This window comes from Pseudoalteromonas sp. Isolate6, from assembly GCF_022398435.1.
GTDB lineage: Bacteria > Pseudomonadota > Gammaproteobacteria > Enterobacterales > Alteromonadaceae > Pseudoalteromonas > Pseudoalteromonas galatheae.
On the sequence record NZ_JAKEVK010000031.1, the window covers coordinates 1 to 25,229 of the forward strand.

The following is a 25,229-nucleotide window of genomic DNA, read 5'->3' on the forward strand; positions in this document are numbered from 1 at the left end:
GAATTAATTTAATTGCAGAATTAGATTTCGAAGAATTTGAAAACGGGAATTAGAAAAGGCTACACACTTAATATGAAAAGTTTGCAAAGCAAATGGCGCTAGCGCAAACAGCTGGCAGTGAAAGGTTTAGCAGAGAAAAGGGACCAACCGGTCCCTTTATTATGTATTCTTAGTACAATGCGCCTTTAGCGCTTTTGACGTTGCGCTTCTTTTTGCGCTAGCTTTTCTTCTTTGCGCTTACGAATAGCATCCTGTGCTTCATGGCCGATATGACCTTCGCCGCGTTGTTTAGCCAGCTCAATTTGCTTTTGACGCTCAGCAAATCGTGCAATTTGCTCTTCTGTTAGGTCTTTATGGCAGTGGTGACAAGACACCCCTTCCATATATTCTTCAAGTTGCTTCTCTGCTTCCGTGATTGGCATACGGCAAGCATGGCATTGATCATAAGACCCTTTGTTCAAGTCATGATCAACAGCAACACGGTTATCAAAGACAAAGCACTCACCTTCCCACATGGTTTCTTCTTTTGGCACATCTTCCAAGTATTTAAGAATACCGCCTTCCAAGTGGTAAACCTCTTCGAAGCCTTGCTCTTTCATATACGCTGTTGATTTTTCACAGCGGATCCCGCCAGTACAGAACATCGCCACTTTTTTGTGTTTTTCTGGGTTTAAGTTATTTTGCGCCCACTCAGGGAATTCACGGAAAGTCTTGGTTTTAGGATCGATGGCATTTTTGAACGTACCGATCTCGATTTCATAGTCGTTACGCGTATCAACGAGTACAACGTCAGGGTCTGAAATCAATGCATTCCAATCTTGTGGTTTTACGTACGTACCAACCACTTCTTTTGGGTCTATACCTTGTACACCCATGGTCACGATTTCTTTCTTAAGCTTTACTTTAGTGCGGTAGAAAGGGCAAGTTTCATCGAACGACTCTTTATAAACGATGTTATCAAGGCCTGGTTGTTTGTCTAACCATGCCAGTAGCGCGTCAATGCCTTCACGTTTACCGGCAACGGTACCATTGATACCTTCTTCTGCAAGTAATAACGTACCGCGAACTTCATTCGCTTCCATCACATCGTGAAGTGGCTGTCTTATCTCTTGATAGTTAGGTAAAGAGACAAACTTGTACATAGCACAAACAACGTATTGTTCTGACATTGTATTTTCCTAGATTTAAGCTTTGATTAGCTTACACATTAAGCATGACGATGTGTAAAGCACGAAAACCGAGTCGCAAACCCGGCGCTGAGGCGCGTATTTTACGGATTTTTGATTAAAATGCAAAAAACACAAATTCTATATCCGATAGCGTCTATGCTTTGGTATAATCTCGTGTTTTTAAAATTCAAGACTTGGAGAAATTGACTTGAGATTCACTGAACTTGGGATAGATACGCGCCTAGAACAACAACTGGCTCACCAAGGGATCACGGAACCGACCGAGATCCAAGCGCATGCCATCCCAACGGCTCTAGCTGGCCACGATGTTTTTGCGCAGTCTAAAACAGGCTCTGGCAAAACCCTAGCCTTCTTGCTGCCTGCCGTACAGCGTGTAATGAAACAAAAAGCGCTAAGCAAACGCGATCCTCGCGTTGTTATCGTAGCCCCAACTCGTGAACTCGCGACTCAAGTGTTCTCTGAGTGTCGTGCACTGTGTGCTGGCACTAATATTCAAGTCTGTAAGATTTTGGGTGGTGAAAACTACAATGATCAGGTAAAAGCGCTACGCCGCGACCCACATTTTGTGGTGGGTACTCCTGGTCGTATTGCCGATCACGTTGAAAATCGCTCATTATTTTTAGGTGGTCTTGAGCTGCTTATTTTTGATGAAGCAGATCGTATGTTTGACCTTGGCTTTGAAAAACAGTTAGACGTCATTAATGACTCTGCAGATCACCGCCAAAGACAAACGCTGCTATTTTCAGCTACGCTAGATCATACACAAGTAGAAGCTTCGTCACGTCAATTACTTAAATCGCCAAAGCGCATTATGTTGAGCAATGCCCATCAGCAGCATGAAGACATTAAGCAAGCGCTCTATTTTGCCGATCATTTAGATCATAAAGAAGCACTGCTTAAACACTTCATCACACAGGATGACGTAGGACAGTGCATTATCTTTACCGCAACCCGTGGCGACACAGACCGATTAAGCAAACTGCTAAATGAGATGTCGATTAAAGCGGTATCGTTGTCGGGCGATATGCCACAAAATAAGCGGTTAGACATTATGGAAAGCTTCAGCCGTGGGATCTATAAAGTGCTGGTTACCACAGACGTTGCCTCTCGTGGTCTCGATTTGCTCTCCGTTACCCATGTTATGAATTTTGACTTGCCTAAGCAGGCAGAAGAATATGTCCACCGTATCGGTCGTACAGGACGTGCTGGGTTTAAAGGCACTGCGATTTCATTTGTTGGCCCTAAAGATTGGGATAGCTATGTGGCAATCAAAAACTACCTTGATGAGCCACTACGTTTTGAAGAAGTCTCTGGTCTTGTTGGTAAATTCAAAGGACTTAAGCAAAAACCACAGCAGAGTAAAAATCGCCCTGCTGCGTCTACACCAAAGCAAACAAGTAAACCTAAGAAAAAGCCGGTGAAAAAATCACAACCGAGAAAAGTGGTCCCGCCACCGATTGATATTGACGGTACTATGCCGATGCGTCGTAAACCAAAACCACAAACTGACGAGGAATAACCATGTTAGGTCAAATCAAAATGTTAACCATTGAAGAGCTTACCGCGGAAGGCGCTTATTTAAACGGTGGTGAGCTTGGTGATGTGTTTCTTCCTCGAACAGAAGTGCCAAAGCATACCGAAGAAGGGGATTCTGTCGAAGTATTTATCTATTTAGATAACTTGGGACACGCAACGGCAACAACCAAAAAGCCACTTGCACAAGTCGGCGAATTTGCCCTGCTTCGCGTAAAAGAGATCAATAAGGTTGGTGCTTTTATGAATTTGGGCATAGATAAAGACGTGCTTGCCCCATACAATGAACAAAAACCAAAAATGCGCGATGGTTACAGCTATTTAGTGAAGTTGTATCTCGATAACGCCAGTAAACGCATTTGTGCCTCTAGTGCGCTGGGTAAGTTTTTAGGTAAATCAAAAGCCGAGTACGAAAAGTTCGAAGAAGTAGACCTAATCGTCGCGGCAAAAACCGATCTTGGCTACAAAGTGATCGTCAATGAAAAACATTTTGGATTGGTCTTTTTCAATGATGTATTTAAGCGCATGTATATCGGTCAGCGCATGAAAGGCTTTGTAAAAGCGGTTCATGACGAAGATAAGATTGATATCGTGTTAGAAAAGCCAGGTATTGGTAAAGTAAAAGACCTTGCGGAAATCATTTATAGCAAGCTCGAAGAAAGTGGCGGTTATTTACCGCTGGGCGATAAGTCAGATCCTGACGCCATCAAGCGTACTTTCTCTACCTCTAAAGCTAACTTTAAAAAAGCCATCGGTGGTTTATTCAAAGATGGCCGAATTGATATCGAAGCGACTTCTATTTCAATTCGCAAGTCTTAAGCACAAGCAAATAACAAGCAAGTCTCAACCTGAGACTTGCTTGTTACATTACACTTACTTCAAGCATATCACGCCATTTATCTACTGCTTTTAATCCCAGTTCAAATCCCAATTTATAATCAGATTTTAAGGTTTCAGGGCTTGAGCCTAAAATCATGGATTCCAATGGTCTACTGGGCGCTATTTGAATGACGTTAACATCCTCAGGTGGTGTATTCATAAAGTTAACCGCATCGGCATAGCGGCTTTGATAGTGATGATACATTTCGAACATTCGAGGAGATTGATTAACCCGCCGCATAATTGGCTTTAACCGCTCAAGCACAGGCATTTTGCCATCGTCATGTGCCTCTATGGTTCTGATCACCCAAATCGTCTTTGCCCCTTGACTGTGTGCCCAACGCACGGGTAAAGGATCGGCTACGCCACCATCCATCATACCGTGACCTGCAACTTTAACGCCTGGACGATACAAAAAAGGGATTGCACTAGAAGCCTTTAAATGGGTAAACATATTATCGTGCCAGGTATGCAAATAATGTGGTTCAAGCGAGTCGAGGTGACTTGCAACCGCATAAAAATTGCTCTCAGGTGTGAGATAGTTAGGCTCGGTAGGAAACCGTACTTTGCCACTGTGCTCTACTTGTTGAAAATACCAGTCCAAGTCAATAACGTTCCCACCGGTAAAAAATCGGGCAGGACGGAAAAACTGCTGCTCTGTTGTCAGAGATTCGATGGCGGTTTGCGCATATTGGCTTGCGCGAGCGCAGTAAGCCGCGAGATTTTGTGCGCCCGCTGAAACACCGACTTTTAAATCAAAAGGCGTAAATTTTTTCTCAAGAAAAGCATCAAGCACGCCCGCTGTAAAAATGCCTTTTTGACCTCCGCCCTCCGCAATAATTGCAGAGCGTATGTTATTTGTCATGTTGTGGTCTATTTGCCATGTAAACCTGTACACATCTTATTTCTTTGTGGGCAAAGAGCGTAAATTTCAAGCTTTCATGGCACTTAGCAATTAAAAATGCCCTGCTGAACAGAAACGTTCAAGCAGGGCTTTCATACATAACATCCACATTGTGACTAAGATGTGGTTAGAGTTTGCTTACTGAGCTTTCTACTGGTCGTTTTAAAAAACAGACTAATAACGCGGGTAAAATGGTGAGCGTGACGATAGTTGCCATGGCAATACCACAAAGCACTATCATGCCAACGCCTCGATAAAGCTCAGATCCTTCTCCTGGAATAAACACTAATGGCGCAAGACCACATAGGGTTGTCATCGTTGACATCACAATCGGTTTTAATCGCGTTTGTAGTGCTGAGATCACCGCGTCGTATACACTCATCGCGGTACTCTCAAGATTTCTGCGGCTTTGATCCACTATCAGAATAGGGTTATTAACCACCGTCCCTAACAAGATTAAAAAGCCAAGCATAGTGATCATATCAAAAGGCTGGTGGAAGGTGCCTGTTATGCTACCAATACCATTAATCGCAATTAGTCCAAGTAATCCCCCTGCCATGCCAAGCGGCACTGTTGCCATAATAAATAGCGGATAGCCCCAATGCTTGAAGATTGCAACAAGTAATAAGTAACACAGCGCTAATGCAACGATAAAGTTACTGCCCAGTGCTTCTTTAGTTTTGTCTAACTGATCGGCAGCACCACCGATACTTACATTAACACCAGGGAGCAGATCGCCCTGCCTTTGAAGCTGCGGTAATAAATCGGTTCTTACTAATTCCTGCGCTTCCTCTAGCGCGACATTTTTTGGTGGAATAATATATACAGTCACGGTTCTTCGACCATCAACTCGACGCAAACTATCACTGTCTGCTTTTTCTCGTAGGTCGGCCAAAGCGCTTAGCGGGATCAGCCCAGCTTTCGTGACAACCGGAGATTGCGCTAATTGCGAAAGACTTTGCTGATTACCCGACTCAGAAAATAAAAAGACGTCTACTTTGTCATCGTTTAAGATCAACTCATCAACATAAGCGCCGTCACTCAGGGCTGCAACCGTATAGCCGAGTTCTTCAGCACTCATACCCACTTCAGCCAACCGTTGCCACCTTGGTTGAATCTCTATTAGTGGTTGGTCGAGTGTCAGAGAAGACGGTGCTGAATCCACTTGTGGATTATCAAAGACCTCTCCCGCTAACCGATACACTGCATCTGCCGCCCGATAGAGCGCCGTTTGATCTGTACCGCTAATATCCAATGCTACCGCTCTTGAACCGCCATCATTACTTGAGATAATCGAGCCTCTAGACGAGAATGCACGCATTCCCGGGTAGCCTCTAAACTTGGTCGTGATTGCCTCCATCATTTCATCGATATGATCACTGTTATATGGTTCACTCAATAGCCAAATACTGCCAACACCAACAGACATCGAATAATACTTTAAAGGTGGCAATGACGTGTTACCCGATACAAAATCGCTGTCATCATTTTCCAAGTGCTTGTTTAAATAAGGAAGTAGTTCATCACCAATTTTTTGCATATGGCTGAGGTTATAGCCCGGTGGCGCTATCATCATAGAGAAAGCTTTTGGCTCCTCTCCCTCAGGCAAATATTCAGCTTTAGGCATAAATAACCATGCACCACCGAGTAACAATATACTGCCCAATACAATACACACGATGCGAGCTCGCGGACTTGATAACATCGCCGGAATAAACGTTGGCAGTTTAGGCGTGGACAACATGCCACTAGAGATCTCCTTACAGGCAAAATTTGCATTTGCCGCAGGTACCACAAACAAGGCAACCAACATAGAAGCGATGATTGCAGCTGAAATCGCTATTGCGACATCGGAATAAAGCTGTCCGGCTTCTTGCTGAATAAACAATATGGGTGCGAATACCAACACTGTGGTCAGGGTTGAAGCGAGCACCGCAGGCCATACCTCTTGAACACCGGTAATAGCTGCTTGAAGTTTGTCGAGACCTCGGCGTCTGGCTTGCTCTATGTTTTCAAGTACAACGATAGTGTTATCAACCGTCATGCCAATAGCGAACGCAACGCCGGCGAGGGAAATCACGTTGATCGTTCTGTCAAATAGCAACAGACCCAAAAATGCCGCGATGGTACAAATAGGTACGCCCATCACACCAATAAAGGTCGAGCGTGGGCTCTTTAAAAACCAAAACATCACCAGAGTCGCAAGCACCGCACCCAGTGCTAAATTAGTCCAAACGTTTTCAACAGATCCTTTAACGTAACGAACATCATCGCTCAATAGCGTCAGTTGCAATCCATTACTTGCGAGCATATCACGATTGATGCGAGCCACCACCTCCATCATTTCTTCTTTAATCGCCATCACGTTTGAGCCGCTTTCTCGTCTTACCGAGAGCATTAATGTTCGTTCGCCATTGTTATAAGCAATATCGCGCACTTCATAATGATCAAGCTTTACCTGAGCGATATCTTTGAGCTTAATTGTGATACCTGCACGGTGACTGACTACCAGCTCTTCTAGCGCTTTAGCTGACTCAAAGCGGCCAACCATACGCAGCAAATAACGCCGTTTACCACTGTCTATATCGCCGGCAGAGGCATCTTGGTTGCGACTGCGTATTGCATTTCTAACGTCAACTAAGCTAATTCCACGACTCGCCAATTGTTCTTGATCTACCAAAATTTGCACCTGATAGAGTGCACCACCGCGCACACCAACCTGAGATACTCCACTGACTCTCTCCATTTCTGGACGAATAAAGTCTTCGGCGTAATCGCGAAGCATATCGATATCAAGGTTGAGTGGGTTTCCCGGTTGCGGCTTTAAATTAAAAAACATAAAGGCATTGCTCGAAAACGCACTGCTGTATAATACCGGCTGGTCGACGTTTTCAGGGTAGTTTGGCACTTGAGATAACGCGTTGCTCACGTTTATGAGCGCTTCGTTGACGTCGACACCAAATGGAAACTCAAGCTCTATCTCAGCCTCACCTGTATTTGCATAACTAGACATGCGCTTTAGATTCGCAAGTGAGCGAAGATACCTTTCTTGCTCAATAAGTATCTCTTTCTCGACATCTTGTGGCGTTGCTCCGGGCCAATTAGTCACCACAGTGATGGTTCTTACTTCAAGATCTGGGATCATTTGCACCGGTATTTTAAATGCGGCAACAATGCCCAATATCGAACAGATCAAAACCGTGACCGCAACTAAAATGGCATGATTTACACTGGCTCTTAACATCACCCGCTCCTATAAACCCGGTACAATGTTTAATGCCTGGCCTTCTTGCAATAACTCATTGCCTTCGACCACCACTTTTTGCCCTACCTCTAAGCCGGATAGAACTTCAATATGACCATTAATTCGCTCACCAATTTTTACGTTTAACCGCTTTGCTTGACCGTCAACGGCCACAAAGACACTAAACCCACCATCGGGATGACGTAAAATCGCATCGCTAGGAATAATCACGCTTTGATCTTGTGCTCGAATTAGCGGCAGTTTCGCCGTAGCCGATGCGCCCACACGCAACTGTGCATCTTTTGGGATAGCCAATCTTAATAGAAACGAGCGACTGGTTTTGTCGACGACTGGAAGCTTTGCCAATACATGAGCTTGATGCTGCACGCTTGGCGCGCTTGCAACACTAAAATTAACGACACGGCCGAGGTTAATAAGTTGAAAGTATTCTTGTGGTACTTGCAAATCGAGCCATAGGGTATCGCTACTCACTAATTCAAACACCGTTTGTCCACGAGTCACCCACTCACCTAAATTAACTGTGCGCTTTGCAATCACCCCCGTAAAAGGCGCTTTTAATTGATGGCGGTTAACAAGTTCTCGCTGATATGCGATGTTAGCTTTTGCTTCTAAAAGAGAGGCTTCTGATGCTTGTAACTTAGCCTGTCTGTCAGCAAGCTCAGTTTGCGCAAATAATTTTTGCTGCGATAGAGACTGTGCTTCTTTTACCAACCTTATCGCATTGTTACGATCGACTTTGGCGCGCTCAAGTGCGGCTTCTACACTTTTCAGCTCAGCTTTTACTAAAGCTGCATCGAGACTTAAAAGTACAGCATTTGCTTCAACAATATCACCGGCTTCAGCTGAAATCTTAGTTACTACACCATCGGTTAAACTTGACACTTGTGCGTGTTGTGCTGCACTAATTGAGCCCGTTAAAGACAATGTTCGTTCAAGCTGTTGTTGCTTTACATCAGTGACCACAACGTTGACCGCTGCAGCATAGAGATTAAAAGATAACAGGGAGAATAATATTAATGCGCATTTCATGTCGTTCGTTCCAATTGTAATACCTATTTCATTCAACACGTAAACCATCAATGATACGTATTGATTTTTACTTAGCTTGGTGTGCTTTAAATTTCTATCTTGCTACTTATACAGAGATAAATTAGCTTTCATTTTATGCAAGATTAAGTCGCTAAAATGTCATCACATTAACACAAATAGCAATCATTACTATCTAAACAAGCTGAGCTACACAAAATGTGCTGCGTAATAGGGGAGAAAAGTTAGAATAGCCAAGGGATAGCCGCTATAGCAGAAAAATATGAGGCGAGCTCTCAACCCCTCGCCTACTTTTTGATATGCGGATTTAGTTTAGAGGCTGCGTTAAGTCTAATTGGTATAACGCGAATCCTTTGTCATTCGTCTTACCCGTTGGCAAGATATGATTAAATTGCTGACTATAGGTTTCAGCATCCGCACTCGTTGAACTAAAGAACTCAATATTCGCGCCAACCACAGGTACAAATGACCAATTCATATCTGCCGATGGATCAAGTCCTGCAGCACCATTTTGGTCGCTAACAAAAGTAATATAGTCAGCAACGACCTGACGGTTCTCATTTGGCGAGTCAACAACGATTTTATCTCCGTTTATATTTGGGAAATTACCGCCACCAGATGCACGATAGTTATTCGTTGCAACCAAGAATACTTGGTCATCCTTCACCAACTCACCTTGATACTTCAATGCCTTAATGCGGTTACCGTTTGACACCTTTTCACCGTTTGCCGCGTAGCGTGCGGGCTCGGTGATATCGATTTGATACGTTACACCATCAAGGACATCATAGTTATATGAAGGAAAGTCTGGATTGATCAGCGCTTGAACGCCCTCAGTATTTGGTGTGATTTGATTGAACTGTCCTGCTGACATTTCAAGCCATTCGCGCACTTCGCTGCCCTTGAGCTTTAGCACTTTAAGTACGTTAGGATAAATATACATATCCGCAACGTTGCGATAGGCAATATCACCTGCAGGTATTGCGGTAAAGTCATCAGGCCCGCCACGCCCTGCTCTAAAAGGCGCACCCGCAGACAAAATAGGTAATCCGTCAAGCTCGGTACCTTGTACGATTTTTGCCGTATACCATGCTTGTGCGTCAGTCACGATTTGGATTGATGGATCGTCATTCACTAATGCAAAATAGCTGTTCACTGTGTTGGTGATTTTAGCAAAAGGCTCATTAACCCATGCGCGAGTTTCAGCATGCTCGCGATGTACCGCCGCTTCAATTGCGGCATCGCTCTCTACCAATGATACCGTGTTACGATTTTCATCCGTTTCATAAATAGCTTTCAGCGTCGACTTTGAGTCAACCACCACCCATTTACCTGATTTAAATTGAATATCTAGGTCAATCACACCAAGATGATTTCCCCAAAAACCTGGCATTACAGCCGCAACACCATTGATTGTGCCTTTGTCGTTATCAACACCATGGGCCGCTAAGTCTGCGTAACCCGAACCTGGGAAGTTTGCATGCGCGTGACCAAACATAATGGCATCTATATCATCCACCTTAGATAAGGCATAAGATGCGTTTTCAGCCATTGGCTTATCGGCAGATACATCAAGGCCTGAGTGCGGAATAGCAACGACAATATCCGCGCCTTCAGCTTTCATCTTAGGTACGTAGTGGTTTGCCATTTTTACGATGTCTTTGGCAATCACTTTACCTTCAAGGTTGGCCTTATCCCATTGCATGATTTGCGGTGGAACAAACCCGATGAAGCCAACTTTAATCACCTGAAGCTTGTCATTCTCATCAAAGAATTGCTTTTCTTGAATTAGGTAAGGCTTAAATAATGGCACATCATTTGTTTCATCTTCGTCACCATCAACCTTAAATACGTTTGCACTAATATAGGGAAAGTTTGCGTCGTCGATTGCTTCTTCTAAAAATGCTAGACCAAAGTTAAACTCATGATTACCAATGTTTGCGACATCGTACTCTAGTGTGTTCATGGCCTTATAAACAGGGTGAACTTCACCTTCTTTGAGGTTTTTGATTTTCGCCATATAGTCGCCAAGCGGACTACCTTGGATCAAGTCGCCATTATCTACCAACATGGAGTTTTTAACTTGGCTTCGTGCTTGATGGATTAACGCTGCGGTTTTCACGAGACCCACTTTGTCATCTTGTTTGTCTGAAAAGTAGTTGTAGTTCAATACGTTTGCATGCAAATCTGTGGTTTCTAGTAAACGTAAAGACACCGCAGTGCCCTCTTTTGGAATATCAGGCCCTTTTGGCACATTTATATCAACATCGTTATCTGAATCTGAGCAACCAGTAATAATGCTTGTGGCACCGCACAGTAGTGCGATTGGAAGTAGTTTTGTTTTCATAAGTCCTTTCTTTACTTTGTTTGCATACCCGTGCGCATGCTTTTAGTTATTTCAGTAATACCAAATCACGTCTCTTCTTATTCCACTTCATAGAAGCTGAACCTAGAAGCACAGCGTGTCTGTATAAACCGTTGCGTTTTACGTGGCGGGTGTCACTATACGAGGTAAAAAAGTCAGGAAAGCTAAGATTTTATGGCAGTTAGGTGCTAGAAATATGACGCTACTAAGTCAATACATAAAGCTCCAATTTAATTTGGTATAAAAGCAAAAAGCCTCCAAATTGGAGGCTTTATTTGTGATTTTTACATTTACAAACGATCAGTCTTCAAAATCAACTTCTAGCGCGATGATCGTGCCTTCGACCATTTGAGCGGTCACTTCAACTTTAACATCATTGCTAAGGTCACTTTTTTGACCTCCTTTGAATACAGTGTCACCAGTTACATACACTGTCATTCCCAATAATGTAAATTGATCGCCAGACAAGTTTGCAACTTTACCTTCAAGCTCAAAATAGGCGTAGTCTTCGAACTCTACCTTTTCAGCTTGAATATAAGTTTCACCATTTTCAGTTGCTAAGTAGCCTTCGACTTCAACATTTTTGCCTTTTGCAATATCAGATTGACTGCCATCTTTAAACTGAGTTTGCTCAGATACTTTGACTTTTTGGCCAAGGACGTAAAACGCGTCGTCTGTCTCAACTTGCGTGATTGGACCTTCAAACTCCACATATTTTACGGCTTCAAACTTGAGCTCTTTCGCAATAACAGTGACACCATCGGTTGTGTGACCTTCAACCTCAACTGCCAAGCCATTTGAAAGCTTTTCAAAATTACCATTTTTAAGTTTTGTATCTGCCGTAATATGAACGCGCTGCGCACCAAGGTTGAACTGGTGATCAAACGTAGAGTTTTTGACCAGCCCCTCAATTACGCCTGCAATTTCCACTTCATCAATGTCATCTTCCTCAAACTCGACCTTTTTAGCCAACAATACATTATCGTCAGTTAGCACACCTTCTACTTCAACTGTTACACCGTTTCCAAGGTGACTGCTGCTACCGTCTTTAAATTCAGTGTTACTATCGGTTGCAATTGAGATACCATTCACCACAAACTCAGACGCAGAGACAAAGTTTGTAATTTTGCCTTCAACTTCCAGTTCAATACCTTCATCTGATTCGATTTCAATTTTTAGTGCAAAGATCGAACCATCAGCTCGCTGAATAGCGTCAACTTCAACTTGGTCGCCAATCACGAATAAGCCATTTTTGAACTCAGTATTTTCATCAAAAAACACTGTTTTACCATCAACACTAAATGTCGCATCGACTGGATTGAAGCCTAACACTTTACCTTCTAGATCAAATCTACGGTCATCGAAGTCGCCGTCTTTGTCATCAACTTCAACTTTAGTGGCAATCAATGAGTCTCCTTGGATCACATAATCGACTTCAGCAACATCCCCAGCAGCCACCTGCTCAAAAAATGCCGTGAGGTTTACGTCATCTTCAAGTTCTAGCTCTGTCGCGCCATTAATAGCAAAGACAAGTTTGCCCACTGTGATTGTTTGCTCGCCAGCATTGACAGCCGTGATTTTACCCTCAACCTCATGCTCTTGTTGATCGTCAAAATCGCTTGCAGAGATACGCTCTAAATCTCTCACAACATAGGCCTCTTCAAAGCCAAACGCCTCAATTTCAACGACATCGCCCACACTAAGTTTCTCAAGTTTTAGCTCGTTGTCTTCTGCATCAGAGTCATCTTCAAACTGGGTATAGTTATCCACAAAATAGGTGCTACCAAATACCGTAATTGTTTGTGCTTCAAGATCAATTGCTTCAATAACACCGGTTAATTCGATTTCAGAGTGCTTATCAAAGCGTACTTTTTTGGCGATTAAACCTTCTTTGGTTGCAACTGCAAGCACAAATACACGCATACCGATTTGCAGGTCATCGTCATCACCTTTTTTGAAATCAGTGTCATCATTTAATGTGAAGCTATGCCCGCCGATTGCAAAGGCGTCGTCACTGACTTGAGTAACAATACCTTCAAATTTAGCGACCGCACCTGTTGATACTGGCTCGTTGCTATCAACCTCTACACTGTCAGCAAGTAATACACCATCAATAGGTACACTTGATGCTTCCACCTCCACTATTGCATTGTTTTCAAGCGTCCCTTCAACTTCTGTTGTTTGGCTATAATCTATAGTTAGCATGCCTAATTTGAATGTTTTCGTATCAAGATCTAGCTCAGCAACCTTACCCTCAATTTCAAATTCGCCATTTTGCTCTTCCACATCGATGCGGGTAGCAACATACTGACCCTGCCCTTGATGCAACGCACTGATCTCCACGAAATCACCTGTGGTTACTTCTGTGAAAGCTACCTCTAATTTCGTACGTTTATCAACACTAAATTCTTGACCCAAAACAGTGATTATTTGTTTGGCGTAGTCGACTGCCGTAACCACACCTTTAGCGGTTGCGTCATAGCTAATGGAGTCAGCTAATGCAAAATCACCATCTGCGCCTTGCTTACCTTGCAGATTTACCTGCATACCCACTTTAAGATTGGCTTGTTGATCTGGCGTCGTCTCATAACGCACACCGTTTACGTACACACTGCCAAATCCAGTTACCGTTCCCTGTGCACTTACTGATGTACGGTAGGTAATGGTGATGGTTTCTTCTTCATTACCACTCAAATCGACAGTAACCGAGTTTTCATTTGGCTGATAGAGTGCTTGATTCACAGAGCGAGAAGTAGCCGTTAATTTATACTCCCCATTTGCTAAAGCATTTAGAGTTGTCGTACTTGTAATATCTTCGCTATAGCTAGCAGGGCCTGTTAGCGTTAAGTCCGCATCTGCACCAGCTGGTAAACCCTGCACAATGACTTTTATTGAACCTTTAGTTCCTGTGTTATCACCAGGCTGCGGATCGGTATCACTTCCACTTCCGCCCCCACAAGCAACCAAAAAAAGGCTACTCGATGCCAATAACGATGGTAACAACCATTTTTTATCCATTATATAATCTCCTAAATTTTGGCTCATTTAGTACATGCAGCTGCTAGCCACAAAAACTTAACATGCACTCTAGACGGCCTAAAATGAATACCCGCTTTACTAACGCCTTGCTTGTACCTACTTTGACTTTTCGTCATTACCACACTTCCATACGATTAATTTGGCAGTCATCTGCATCAAAGTACTTTTTCATCACCTCTGGAAATGGACCGTTGCCATGAGCATTCCTATTCTTCTTAAACGTATACTCCATAGCTTTATAGTAATATCGGTTTACCGGTTGAGTAATATCCATAAACCTATTCATTTGTGACCAATCGTGAGCATCGCCGCCCCCTGCAATACCAATACGATTTCCAAACCAATAGTGCTCGGGGTATTTTCTACAACTTAAGTAACCCGTTTGCATCGATGCGCTGCCTCGCATATTTTTTACTTCTGGACCAACAACATACTCAAGATCTTCTATGGGGATATAAAATGGCTTTCTGAATAAGGTGTAGGGCGTTCTTACCAGTCCGGTATGACGGTTAAACTCAATTGCATCCACAATGCGAATTGCATTCCCTATTTTGTACATTATTAAAGGAAATAAAGTCAGTAAAAACAGCCCCAACCATGAATGCCAAGCTGGCAGACTATCGTCTGTCATACTTACCCCTAACAGACAAATCCCAATGATAGGGCCTAATACCAACCCATGTAGCCTAATAGACCATAATCCCGGTGAGCGCGGTACGGAAACAACCCTACCATCGCATTGGCTAGGGTAACTTACGCCACTAAAGTCGTCTCTCGGTGCAAATTTGTCTTTACAGGGTTTTGCTTCTTTAAACTTACAGCCGTTTAATTCTTCCGCCTTGGCTAGTCGTTCCTTATAACTTAAATTATGAAGATGGTTTTTGGGTAGTTCTTCATAAAAAATACCACTACGACGATAAACTAATTGTCTATCAAAGTATGCGTCTATTTCAGCATCTTTTTTCTTTTCTTCTTCCGTAGCTTCTTCACGGTCATATCGTTCTCTCTCCTTAGCTCTTTCCTTTAGATATTTATCTAACTCTTCTTGAGTCATCTCTTCAATCTTTTTCATCACCAATTCCTTTTAGTCAACCACTAGAAAGCACTTGTAATGATTAACGCCCTACCACACTTCCATACGATTAATTTGGCAGTCGTCGGCATCAAAGTATTTTTTCATCACCTCGGGAAATGGACCATTGCCATGAGCATTTCTATTCTTCTTAAATGTATACTCCATAGCTTTATAGTAATATCGATCTACTGGTTGAGTAATATCCATAAACCTATTCATTTGTGACCAATCGTGAACATCTCCGCCCCCCGCGATACCAATACGATTTCCAAACCAATAGTGCTCGGGATATTTTCTACAACTTAAGTAGCCCGTTTGCATTGATGCGCTGCCTCGCATATTTTTTATCTCTGGACCGACAACAAACTCTAGGTCTTCTATGGGGATATAAAATGGCTTTCTGAATAAGGTGTAGGGCGTTCTTACTAGCCCGGTATGGCGGTTAAACTCGATTGCATCCACAATGCGAATTGCATTCCCTATTTTGTACACTATTAAAGGAAATAAAGTCAGTAAAAACAGCCCCAACCATGAATGCCAAACTGGCAGACTATCGTCTGTCATACTAACCACTAACAGACAAACCCCAATAATAGGGCCTAATACCAACCCATGTAGCCTAAGTGACCATAATCCAGGTGAGCGTGGCACAGAAACGACCTGACCATCACATTGACTTGGGTAACTCGAGCCGCTAAAGTCATCTCTCGGTGCAAAAGCATCTTTACAGGGTTTTGCGTCTTTAAACTTACAGCCGTTTAATTCTTCAGCCTTGGCTAAGCGTTCCTCATAGCTTAAGTTATGGAGATGGTCTTTAGTTAGATCTTCATAATAAGCTTCACTTAGGCAGTAACCTACTCGTCTATCACTGTATGCTTCTAGTTCTGCTTCCCGCTTCTCTTCTTCAGTAGCTCCTTTTTGGTAGAGCACTTGTCTTTCTTTAGCCCTCTTTGCTAAATAATTACGTATCTCCTCGTGAGTCATGTCCTTAATCTCTTTCACCACCAACTCCTTTTGATTAACTACTTAAAGCACTTGTAATACTAACGCCCTACCACACCTTCCAACGGTTTATTTGGCAGTCACCGGCATCAAAGTACTTTTTCATTACCTCTGGAAATGGGCCATTAAAGTGGGCATTCTTATCGAGCTTATAGTGATACTCCATGATTTCGTAGTAATATTCTTCTATCGGTTGGGTAGTGTCCATAAACCGATTTATCTGAGCCCAATCGTTTAGGTTTCCACCATCTCCGAGTCCAATCGCATGGCCAAACCAAAACTTTTCAGGATATTTTCTGCAACTTAGATAACCCGTTTGGAACGAGCCGCCACCTCTTGCGCTTTTCACCTCAACGCCCACCACATATTCAAGGTCTTCTATTGGGATATAAAATGGTTTTCTAAACAGGGTGTAAGGTGTTCTCACCAACCCGGTGTGACGATTAAACTCTATGTTATCAATAAACCGTAAAGCGTCAGAAAATTTAAACAACAAGAAAGGCGTGATGAAAAGACCTGCCAAACTCAAGTATAAATAGTCTACTGGAAATGTATGAACCAGTGTCAGTACAATCAACATAAACCCAGCAATTGCAGACAATATGGTTATTACCATTCGAAAAAGTATTAAGCTTGGGTGACGAACTACCGCAACTTTTTCACCGTCACAATTCCATGCACCAAAGAGACGTGCAGGGCCATCAAAATCATCTCTTGGGGCAAATGCGTCTTTACAGGGTTTTGCGTCTTTAAACTTACAGCCATTTAGTTCTTCAGCCTTGGCTAGTCGTTCCTTATAGCTTTGATTATGGAGATGATCTTTTGGTAGTTCCTCAAAATAAATACCACTAATAAGGTATTTGCTCTCTCTATCAACGTGTTCACGTATTTCTTCTCTTACTTTTTTCTCTTCTTCTGTGGCTTCTTCTCGATAATATCGTTCTCTCTCCTTCGCTCTTTCCTCTAGGTATTTATCTAACTCATCTTGAGTCATCTCTTCAATCTTTTTCACTCTCCGTTTCCTTCTATCTTATTGGCGGCCTTTCAGGAAATCTGAACTTTTGATTTAATCTGGATAGTTCTTTAATGTATCTAACCCCTTTAGTGATCAAATAACCATCGTCTTTTTTAGTCACTACCGTTGGTAAAGAGTACAACTCAGCTGCGCTCTCGATCACTTTTTTACCTTTACCATTGGGATAGCTTTCTACTTCTATGATTAGCTCAATAGAGCTACCAACTTCTAGGTTTAACAGTTCACAGAGTTTTCCTTCAGTGAACTCAAAGTAATAACCGGTTCGATTAGGATATAGCTTCCAACCACTGCTAAGCTTGGCCAACTGATGATGATTTATCTCCTGTATTTTATCATCACCTTCTTTTGACCAATAGAAACGAGCAGAAAACCCTTCTAATTCATTAGTTAGTGGCGCGCTTACCTGCACCTTAAACACACTTAAAAATCTTTGAATATTTATCGCAGGCGAGTACAACATACTATAAAAATCGGTTAACGCATTTTCCATTTTTTGCTGCCATGTTGACGCCCGTATAGCTGAAGACTTATTGCTATCGTCTTTATATTTTTGTTGGCGCTTTTTACTCCAAGGACAGGCATTTAGCCAAGCCTCAATTTCAGATTCATGAAAAATAAGCAGTAAACCAGCACCGATTAAAATTATTAGCAGACCCAATAACCCTAATACACTCGCGATCGCTCCAAGAGTTGCGATTGTACTCGCAGCCATGCCGAGAGTTAAAAAGGAGGCTAGAATTATAGAAGAAGACGCTGCAAGTGAAATAAAACCCACCATTAAAGTAATATTGGCGAAATATAGTTCTTTATCACCGCTTTCTTTTTCTGATAGTGCATCAGTAAAAGCTGCATATGCACTTACTGAGCTTGCAATTAAGGTAAGAAAGGTACCAGCAACGACTAACCAAGCGCGAGAAACTATTTTAGCCCCCACCCCAGCAGCCTTTTGAGTAGTAATTGAGTTAATTTGAACTGCCGTTGGCAGACCATGTTTTTTTTCCACAATATTTAAGCCAATATTAAAAATTATATCGGCAAGATCTAACACTGCTGATACTTTTGATAACCCACTCGCCTCAGCCTTAGCTAACGTGCTAAAACAGTTATACACCTCAAGTACTGCAACAGTCCCTAATGTGCCATGTAGCGTAGTTTCAAACACTTTTGGAGGAACTTTAAATTTTGATAGTCGTTCCAAAGCATCCACTTCTTTTTTGAGACTATCCAGCTCCCAGGTATTTTCATTGATCTTTCTCAATTTGTCTTTAAAGTCGGTCCGCATTTCATTACGCTCAAATATGGCCTCCTCAATCTTACTCGCATCCAACACCAGTACTTTTTGCTGTAAGCGTTTTTGTGCAAAGTCGGCTTTTATTTTTTGTCGCTCCAGTGTCTTTTCAATTTCACCCAAGGTACCGTCTAGAGACAAAATATGATCTAACTGTTGCTGAACAATCTGTCCTCCACCCAACTCAGTTCTGACATAAGGGTGTGCTACAGGATTCTTCTTATGACTATCAGTAAATGCCTCTGCCGCTTTCTCCAGCTCATTCAGGCGCTTAGATGCTCGTTCAGCTTTTGACTGAAAATCCAGAGGTAAAAATCCATCAGGTAAATTGCCATCTAAATAGTCTGCAATTGATAGGTTGATCTCTTTTATCAAACCGTTTGTCGAAACATCTACCAATTGCTTAAATCGACCAAAGAGATCCCCTCTGACACTGTTTTCAAATCTAGCTGATTTTGCATACTCTACAGAGCTTGACAATGCACTAAGCTCTCTCTTTGCATTCGTTAGTTGATATTGCACATTGGAGGCAGTTTTTTTGATATCACGTAATGCTTGCTCTTGCCGTTTTATGTGTAAATCAAGAAATTTCTCCACGCCATTTGCATCCAACCCAGCAGAGGTGGCCCAACTTAAAACTTTGTTGCGCGCTTTAGTTTGAGCACTAATTTCCGCTTGTTTAGCTTCAATAGAGCGCTCGAGTGCAGCCTTTTCATCTTTTAGTGCATTTGTATCAAGCGCTAGCCTTTCTGCTTTGGCTTTACGGTCTCCGTATACCGATTTGATATCTTGACCTTGTGCTGCATTTAATCCGGTTGGTACCTCGAGACCAATCACCAATAATCCCCACATCGCCTGTGATGCTCTTCGTAGTACTTGTATTACCGCCTCTGTATATGATGCGTCTTGGTCATGTAAGGGCTGCAAGTTATCTTGCATAAGCGTAAGATCAAAGCGCGTGTCAAACTCGTCGTTTGAACCTTTAAGACGACACTCATACGCAGTCATCTCATCCTTTATCTTTTTAGGATAGAGCAGCTCAATTAACCTCAGCCTTTCAGTTGGATGCGTCCCCATCGCTTTTAGCCAACATTCTTGCCCTAAGTCATTCGCATCCAATTCATCTAACTTTTTGAAATCATCATCTGACACCGCAAAATGACTGATCAGGGTAATGGTTAAGTCCTTTATTGGGCCGAGTACATCGGAGCATACTGCGTATAGTAAGCACCGGCGTATATCATCGTAGTAGGCATAGTCTTCAATGGAGTAATAAAAAGAATTGTTTTTTTGCTCGTCGCTAATAATCTCAAAGAGCTTCGCTTTTGATTGGTTTATTAATAGACCAAGTTCTAAGGCGCGGTCAGTGTGTAGATATTTTCTAAACTCAGTGGTGCTAAAGCTATCTTCTATATACTCCTGATACTGCTGTGCAAGATCTTCGGCGTCTTCATCAACCTCCACTCCGAGCGCCTTCTTCTTTTTGATTCCATTTGGATATTGAAAGAAGGTGCTCTGAACTGCAGTTGCTAACGAATGCTTTGCCAATTGGTTTGGACTAGGTTCAAAACGTTCTGTGTTTGACTCTGATTTAAATTCAGGATCTTGTTGTATTGATTCTACGGGAAGGCTTAACAACTCCTTGCGGTATATCGCAACTCTGGCGCTGGTGTCACGGGCTAACCCTAAACTGTCGGTTAGTATCGGTACATACACACCAGACATATCTGGAACGGGTAAAACTAGGTGCTCGGGCAATGTCGAATTATCGAAACCCTGCTTAAAACTTGCCAACTTATCGAGTTTTTGCATTCTGTTGGCACGTCTGTTAGTCGCTCTCTCCCCATTAAGACCGGGCTTTACACTTGGCCCATAATTTAAACGCGGATCCGTTTCGGCCATACCGCCAAATGCTTCAATTTGCTTCCAGCTCCATTGCGTTTCTGAATAGGCGATTTCTACACTACACTGTTGGCCATACAACTTGTTTGGGACGATGATAGTGCTTAATTCTTCTGTGGTGGCTTTCCGCTCCCCTTTGTCGACCATCTGAAGTGCTAATTCTGTATTGTCTACACTACACTCTTTGCCATAGTTATCTTTTTTATACGAATATTCAGCAACACGAATAACTCTATGACCCTTTTGAAAGGCTAAATTGACATCTTTAAACGCGACACCCTCACCATTTTCCCTTGGAAGTACTTCCAGCTCTCGCCATAAGTGTCCGTCAACGTAAATATAGATAAATCCTTCTCTTAGCTGATCTTCTCCCTCTATCCCCATTCTCAACGGATAAATATGGACCAACTCCACTTCTGCATCTTGTGCAGTGTCATTCGCCGAAGAAGTACCAAGTGGTATTTTGTAGTATCCCGAGGTGCCAAGGTCTGGGTTAGTATCAGCAACCATCAAAGACACTTTCTCTTGGTCGTTTGCTAGCCCTTCAAAAACCAGCTCTCTGTGAGCGGTTTCAAGATTCGTTAAGTCTGGTACTGTAAAATCACTCATCCTAGTTTCACTCCATCCTTGTAATACTCTTTACCTGATACGCTTACTTTTAACTTTTTACTTCCTGATTTATCGGGGGTTGCATCTCTTTTTGCCACTGACAGTGAGCTAGGGGTAGCACCGCCCGGTTGATTAAGGGGAGAAGGCGGCGTATTTTTACTGTTAGAGATCATAAGATCTCCTTGGCGTACGGCGGGTTTTCCTTCGATATACACATCAAAAGAGCCAAGAATGAATTCGGCTTTGCCTTTGATTGTGCCGCTGGCAATGCCTTTCTTTTTACCGGGTTGATCACCTGTACTTTTTGAAAAGTTACTTTTGATGTTGGCTGCAGGGTTGCCATTGATTTTTACTGAGCTGGCTGTACTTGCCGCGTCTTTAGATTTGGCGAGATTGCTATAAGGAATTGGCACGACAACTTTACCAATTTTAGTCCAGCAAACATCTATGGTATTTAGCATGCCACCACTGTCTTTATGTACTGCGGTGCGACCATTGATTAATACGTTTTGGCCGCTTACGATGCCGACTTGCTGGGCTTCGCTATCTACGTCTTTTTCGATTTGTTCCTCGCTGCCAGCTTGCCATCCTATTTTGCGTTCAACTAAGTCTAAAAACGCTCTGGCGTCATCAATTGGCTTATGCATATCCATGCCTGTTTCTGGTTCTTCATGAGGTAAAATCGGCTCGTTTTTTTCATCGTCCCACTTAGGCGGTGGAACAATATAGTCACTGGCAAACTCGGTTATCATTTCACCTAGCATCATATCGCCATATTTAGCGCGCGCAATCTCATCTATAAATGCGTTTTCACCGCTTGCTTTATCAGGAAATACGGCTATCCCATTTACACAGCCAATGGCACCATTATTTTTCGCTGCGATAGTAAGCTTTAGCAATGCGGGATTATTATGTCGCCACGACACACTCCCGCCTACTCGAAGCGTTGCCGACATTGCATCTTGATCATACTGAATCGAATCTGGCTCTTTTCCCTTTACTGCTGCGATAAAGCTCATAACACACTCCTTGTTACTGAGATTAATTGTGGTTTTTCTTGCTCTGTGATCAGCCACACTCTTTCAATGTGGCTATTTAACGGGTTGTGTAAATAACTGCTGGCAACCGCAAGTCCCATTGCATTATGGCCAGCGCCAATATAACCAATGGTATTTGCCGTGTTGTTGAGTTCAATTAACGCGTCGTGTTCTTGGTACAGGGCCCGGCTGGCATTAAGCCACTCTCTTTGCCACTGCTCACTAAGTAAGCGGGTCGAAATATAGGGCTCACTTACCTCTGCGTGCAGCTCTTTTAATAGCTCACCTAAGTCACTCTGGTATGCTTTGGTTTGGCATGCATTTTTATTAGCACTTGTACCAAGCAATGCGCAACCGCCTTCACTTAATACAACACCTTCAGGGCCGCCAACAACTTGTAGCTTGCCTACCCAGCTTGGTTTTGACGCTTCATCATAACCAACGCAACTATCTACAAATACATAGAGACTATTTGGCGAGAGCGAATCAATATCAAGCGTTTTATGCAACTGAATATCGTCAACGTTCAGCTCTAGATGGTCACAAAGCGTCCTAACATCAGACACTTCTATATATGGCTCTTCTGCTTTTGCGTAGCCAGTAATTAGATTAATGGTGCCGTCCCATGTGTTGGCACTGCCATCAAACCGTTGTTTTGTCTGATCTAATAAAGATTCAAGAATGGTTAAACAGCGGTCTTTACGTAACGTGACCGAGATCTCTTCGATTTGTGCGCGCAAGTATGGCGCGTCGAGGCTTATATCGTACCTAACAATGGCTTTACTTGGCGTGCAAAAGCGCATGTTATTTGCGACCGCGGTATATAAAGCACTAGGATGGTTACCGGCGGGGGTTTCTAGCGCGATTAATTCAAACTGCATGTGCCACTCCTTGCGTTTGTGCCTCTTCGACTAAGAACACGCTGTTACTGCCCGTTTGGCTCTTTTTTACCTTTCCTCGCCAAATTAATGAAAACTGCTGTGTTTGTGAGTCAATTACCAGCGTATCACACTGCATATCAATAGGCGCGGCGTCTGGGCCATTAACCAAACGACAGCGAGGCACGATTCTGGGCAGCATTAGCTTTAGGCTTTGTCCATAAGGTAAGTCTGGCGTTAAGCCCATCATTTCAATCCACCAGCCATCACTAAACGGGTTTGGAGTTTGTTGGTCTTGCGGCGCGACTTGATAATGCGCAGCAGGGACTACTTCTTTAAATGGAAACTTACCCGCGAGGGCTTGGGCTTCGTCAACCTCTGGGAGTTTGTCACCCCTTGGCGACCAAAATGGTGGGATCGCTGCAAAGCTTGCAACCGCAGTGTCGTGACTCGGTTTTTTTAATACCTGATTAGCATACTCCACTTGTGGCAATGGCTGGCCTTTCGCTTCTTTATTCTTGAGCTTATAACCACGACCAAGAGGATTCTGGGTTGAAACTTGTTCTTCATCCGACAGACTCGTGCCGCCATAGGCAAGTTGATAATTTAATACACAGGACGATAATACTTGTGGATCGCTCGCCACAGGCCCGAATAGCGATCGCTTCCACACACGCTCACCAGTAACTCGAAGTAACTTATCAACAAAGACCTTATCGTTACAGCCGAGTTTTAGTCCAACTTCAATCACTCTCGCTTGCTTGTCGGTTGGTGGAAAGCAGGTCAATTCGCCATATACCTCAAAACCGGTTTTATAGGGCTGAACTTCGCTAACGGCGGTTAAGCAGGCTTCAAGCCCTTCACCGTCGAAGTCATCAGCAAGTACAACAGGCGCTCCAGTTGGATCGGGATACACATTACCCTTTACGTCGTATTCAAAGTTTTGCTTCACAGCGATGACTACGATGGGATCTTTTTCCTCATCCCAAGCCTCAACCGTGCCACTTTGCCACTCGGATTCATTCACTAGCATGGTTCAACTCCTGCTTTACTGATTGCCATTGAAGATAAGCCATCGGCATGTAAAAAAGCGCAGCGCCAAGTGCATGCGAGGAAATTTTGGAAAGCTTGCGCTGTATCGCAAGGCCAGCCAATCCCTGTTGTAACCAAGCTGCAGGCTCGGAGACTTTACGCCCCGCGAGTTGATGTTGGGTATTTGCGGTTATTAAGGCTTGGCGTTCATACTCTGCTTGCTTAAAACTGGGTAGTTTTTGCGATTTTTGAGATTTAATTCCAGTTTTCGCATCACTTATTGCGAAATCTTCAGGTAAGTCAAGATCGGTGATTTGTTTCCACGCCTCGTAAGCCGGTCGAGCGGTACTGGGGGCTTCGAGTAACTTAACTAGATTTTGTAACGAACGGGTATGAGAAAAGTACGGAAATACTTCAGCAATGTAGCTTGGATTGTGCTGACAATAAAGTAAACATGGCTCATCCCATTTAGGCTCGTCGAGCAAACCTGCAAGCTGCAATAATTTTGCTTTTAGCACGGCATCATCTGTCATCGCAAACCGCTTCACTAAGTGCTCTGAAAGCTGCTCTGTATTACACAGCCACATATTAACCAATGCCGTGTAGGCAATTTCAGGGTTGCTATGTTCAAGTGCAGCCATAAGTTGGTGGCGCGACAAGTTAGCCGTACTAAATGCTAAATAGATAAGGCTCGTAGGCCAATTTTCATCGGTTGATAAAATTCTCTGCCTGAGTGCATCACCAAAATCAATGCGCCATGCTGATAAGTTATGAATGAGTAACTCGGCAAGCGCAGGCTCGCGATTAATAGCCGTGATTATTTCACTGGCTTGATCTTCAAGCGCTCTTGTCCCAAAAAGATGGTTAATGAGTAATAACAGCTGAGGTGAGTCAATCTCTTGAGTTAACTTAAATACATCATCAATCGACCCATGCGCGATACAATCTAGTTGTGAGCGGTTTATCCAGTGTTCTTCGTCCGTCGCAGCTAAGGTATACACATGATTTAATAGTTGTTTTTCAAGGGCATGTAAACGCCCAGTCTCAACTACTTGTCGTGCATTAAACTTTTGATAATGACGCCAAAGCGACTTAAGTTGTTGACGGTGAACGGCCAATTTGGTTGCAGCTAAAAACATAGTCACACC

General features: G+C 43.1%; 16 protein-coding genes. 2 read left to right on the forward strand and 14 right to left on the reverse strand.

All coding sequences use genetic code 11. The annotated features are described in order from the left end of the window. Nucleotides 1-185: 185 nt before the first annotated feature. Nucleotides 186-1,169 (reverse strand): rhodanese-related sulfurtransferase, encoded by a 984-nt coding sequence (locus L1D50_RS06815; protein ID WP_138580655.1) that lies wholly within the window; start codon nt 1,167-1,169, stop codon nt 186-188. Between the two features lie 208 nt (nt 1,170-1,377). On the opposite strand from L1D50_RS06815, the gene L1D50_RS06820 reads away from it, so the two are divergent. Beyond that, entirely contained in the window at nt 1,378-2,709 is a 1,332-nt protein-coding gene (locus tag L1D50_RS06820) for a DEAD/DEAH box helicase (RefSeq protein ID WP_128728151.1), read from the forward strand. Between the two features lie 2 nt (nt 2,710-2,711). After that, nucleotides 2,712-3,542, forward strand: a complete 831-nt coding sequence (locus L1D50_RS06825; protein ID WP_239965761.1) for a S1-like domain-containing RNA-binding protein — start codon at nt 2,712-2,714, stop codon at nt 3,540-3,542. 43 nt (nt 3,543-3,585) lie between these two features. Here L1D50_RS06825 and L1D50_RS06830 read toward each other — a convergent pair whose 3' ends face one another. From L1D50_RS06830 to L1D50_RS06890, 13 genes are all read right to left on the reverse strand, one after another. Further along, nucleotides 3,586-4,467 (reverse strand): patatin family protein, encoded by an 882-nt coding sequence (locus tag L1D50_RS06830; protein WP_239965762.1) that lies wholly within the window; start codon nt 4,465-4,467, stop codon nt 3,586-3,588. A gap of 166 nt (nt 4,468-4,633) precedes the next feature. Next, entirely contained in the window at nt 4,634-7,750 is a 3,117-nt protein-coding gene (locus tag L1D50_RS06835) for an efflux RND transporter permease subunit (protein WP_239965763.1), read from the reverse strand. 9 nt (nt 7,751-7,759) lie between these two features. Continuing rightward, nucleotides 7,760-8,800, reverse strand: coding sequence for an efflux RND transporter periplasmic adaptor subunit (locus L1D50_RS06840; protein WP_239965764.1), 1,041 nt, complete (start codon nt 8,798-8,800; stop codon nt 7,760-7,762). Between the two features lie 325 nt (nt 8,801-9,125). Then, nucleotides 9,126-11,165, reverse strand: a complete 2,040-nt coding sequence (locus tag L1D50_RS06845) for a bifunctional 2',3'-cyclic-nucleotide 2'-phosphodiesterase/3'-nucleotidase (protein WP_239965765.1) — start codon at nt 11,163-11,165, stop codon at nt 9,126-9,128. A 318-nt stretch (nt 11,166-11,483) separates the two neighbouring features. After that, nucleotides 11,484-14,201, reverse strand: coding sequence for a DUF5666 domain-containing protein (locus L1D50_RS06850; protein WP_239965766.1), 2,718 nt, complete (start codon nt 14,199-14,201; stop codon nt 11,484-11,486). 136 nt (nt 14,202-14,337) lie between these two features. Then, nucleotides 14,338-15,294 (reverse strand): hypothetical protein, encoded by a 957-nt coding sequence (locus tag L1D50_RS06855; RefSeq protein ID WP_239965767.1) that lies wholly within the window; start codon nt 15,292-15,294, stop codon nt 14,338-14,340. Nucleotides 15,295-15,345: 51 nt separating this feature from the next. Continuing rightward, nucleotides 15,346-16,299: a hypothetical protein gene (locus tag L1D50_RS06860; protein ID WP_239965768.1), complete on the reverse strand. Its 954-nt coding sequence runs from the start codon at nt 16,297-16,299 to the stop codon at nt 15,346-15,348. A gap of 49 nt (nt 16,300-16,348) precedes the next feature. Further along, on the reverse strand, nt 16,349-17,311 hold the full coding sequence (locus L1D50_RS06865) for a hypothetical protein (protein ID WP_239965769.1): 963 nt from the start codon (nt 17,309-17,311) through the stop codon (nt 16,349-16,351). Between the two features lie 13 nt (nt 17,312-17,324). Continuing rightward, a complete protein-coding gene (locus L1D50_RS06870) occupies nt 17,325-21,134 on the reverse strand; it encodes a toxin VasX (RefSeq protein WP_239965770.1) in 3,810 nt (1,269 codons plus the stop codon). Further along, on the reverse strand, nt 21,131-22,153 hold the full coding sequence (locus L1D50_RS06875; RefSeq protein ID WP_239965771.1) for a DUF4150 domain-containing protein: 1,023 nt from the start codon (nt 22,151-22,153) through the stop codon (nt 21,131-21,133). Before L1D50_RS06875 ends, L1D50_RS06870 begins: the two co-directional genes overlap by 4 nt. Beyond that, nucleotides 22,150-23,052 (reverse strand): hypothetical protein, encoded by a 903-nt coding sequence (locus L1D50_RS06880; RefSeq protein ID WP_239965772.1) that lies wholly within the window; start codon nt 23,050-23,052, stop codon nt 22,150-22,152. Before L1D50_RS06880 ends, L1D50_RS06875 begins: the two co-directional genes overlap by 4 nt. Beyond that, nucleotides 23,042-24,082: a DUF2169 domain-containing protein gene (locus L1D50_RS06885; protein WP_239965773.1), complete on the reverse strand. Its 1,041-nt coding sequence runs from the start codon at nt 24,080-24,082 to the stop codon at nt 23,042-23,044. The genes L1D50_RS06880 and L1D50_RS06885 overlap by 11 nt, the downstream gene beginning before the upstream one ends. Further along, the gene (locus tag L1D50_RS06890) at nt 24,069-25,220 is read right to left on the reverse strand and encodes a hypothetical protein (RefSeq protein WP_128728165.1); all 1,152 of its coding nucleotides are present in this window, start codon (nt 25,218-25,220) and stop codon (nt 24,069-24,071) included. The genes L1D50_RS06885 and L1D50_RS06890 overlap by 14 nt, the downstream gene beginning before the upstream one ends. Nucleotides 25,221-25,229 lie beyond the last annotated feature (9 nt).

Excerpts from the sequence above, each read along its gene's own strand:
- L1D50_RS06870 (WP_239965770.1), bottom strand. The coding sequence starts at position 21,134 with ATGAGTGATTTTACAGTACCAGACTTAACGAATCTTGAAACCGCTCAC.
- L1D50_RS06850 (WP_239965766.1), bottom strand. The coding sequence starts at position 14,201 with ATGGATAAAAAATGGTTGTTACCATCGTTATTGGCATCGAGTAGCCTT.
- L1D50_RS06830 (WP_239965762.1), bottom strand. The coding sequence starts at position 4,467 with ATGACAAATAACATACGCTCTGCAATTATTGCGGAGGGCGGAGGTCAA.
- L1D50_RS06845 (WP_239965765.1), bottom strand. The coding sequence starts at position 11,165 with ATGAAAACAAAACTACTTCCAATCGCACTACTGTGCGGTGCCACAAGC.
- L1D50_RS06880 (WP_239965772.1), bottom strand. The coding sequence starts at position 23,052 with ATGCAGTTTGAATTAATCGCGCTAGAAACCCCCGCCGGTAACCATCCT.
- L1D50_RS06840 (WP_239965764.1), bottom strand. The coding sequence starts at position 8,800 with ATGAAATGCGCATTAATATTATTCTCCCTGTTATCTTTTAATCTCTAT.
- L1D50_RS06825 (WP_239965761.1), top strand. The coding sequence starts at position 2,712 with ATGTTAGGTCAAATCAAAATGTTAACCATTGAAGAGCTTACCGCGGAA.
- L1D50_RS06855 (WP_239965767.1), bottom strand. The coding sequence starts at position 15,294 with ATGAAAAAGATTGAAGAGATGACTCAAGAAGAGTTAGATAAATATCTA.
- L1D50_RS06875 (WP_239965771.1), bottom strand. The coding sequence starts at position 22,153 with ATGAGCTTTATCGCAGCAGTAAAGGGAAAAGAGCCAGATTCGATTCAG.
- L1D50_RS06890 (WP_128728165.1), bottom strand. The coding sequence starts at position 25,220 with ATGTTTTTAGCTGCAACCAAATTGGCCGTTCACCGTCAACAACTTAAG.
- L1D50_RS06815 (WP_138580655.1), bottom strand. The coding sequence starts at position 1,169 with ATGTCAGAACAATACGTTGTTTGTGCTATGTACAAGTTTGTCTCTTTA.
- L1D50_RS06885 (WP_239965773.1), bottom strand. The coding sequence starts at position 24,082 with ATGCTAGTGAATGAATCCGAGTGGCAAAGTGGCACGGTTGAGGCTTGG.
- L1D50_RS06835 (WP_239965763.1), bottom strand. The coding sequence starts at position 7,750 with ATGTTAAGAGCCAGTGTAAATCATGCCATTTTAGTTGCGGTCACGGTT.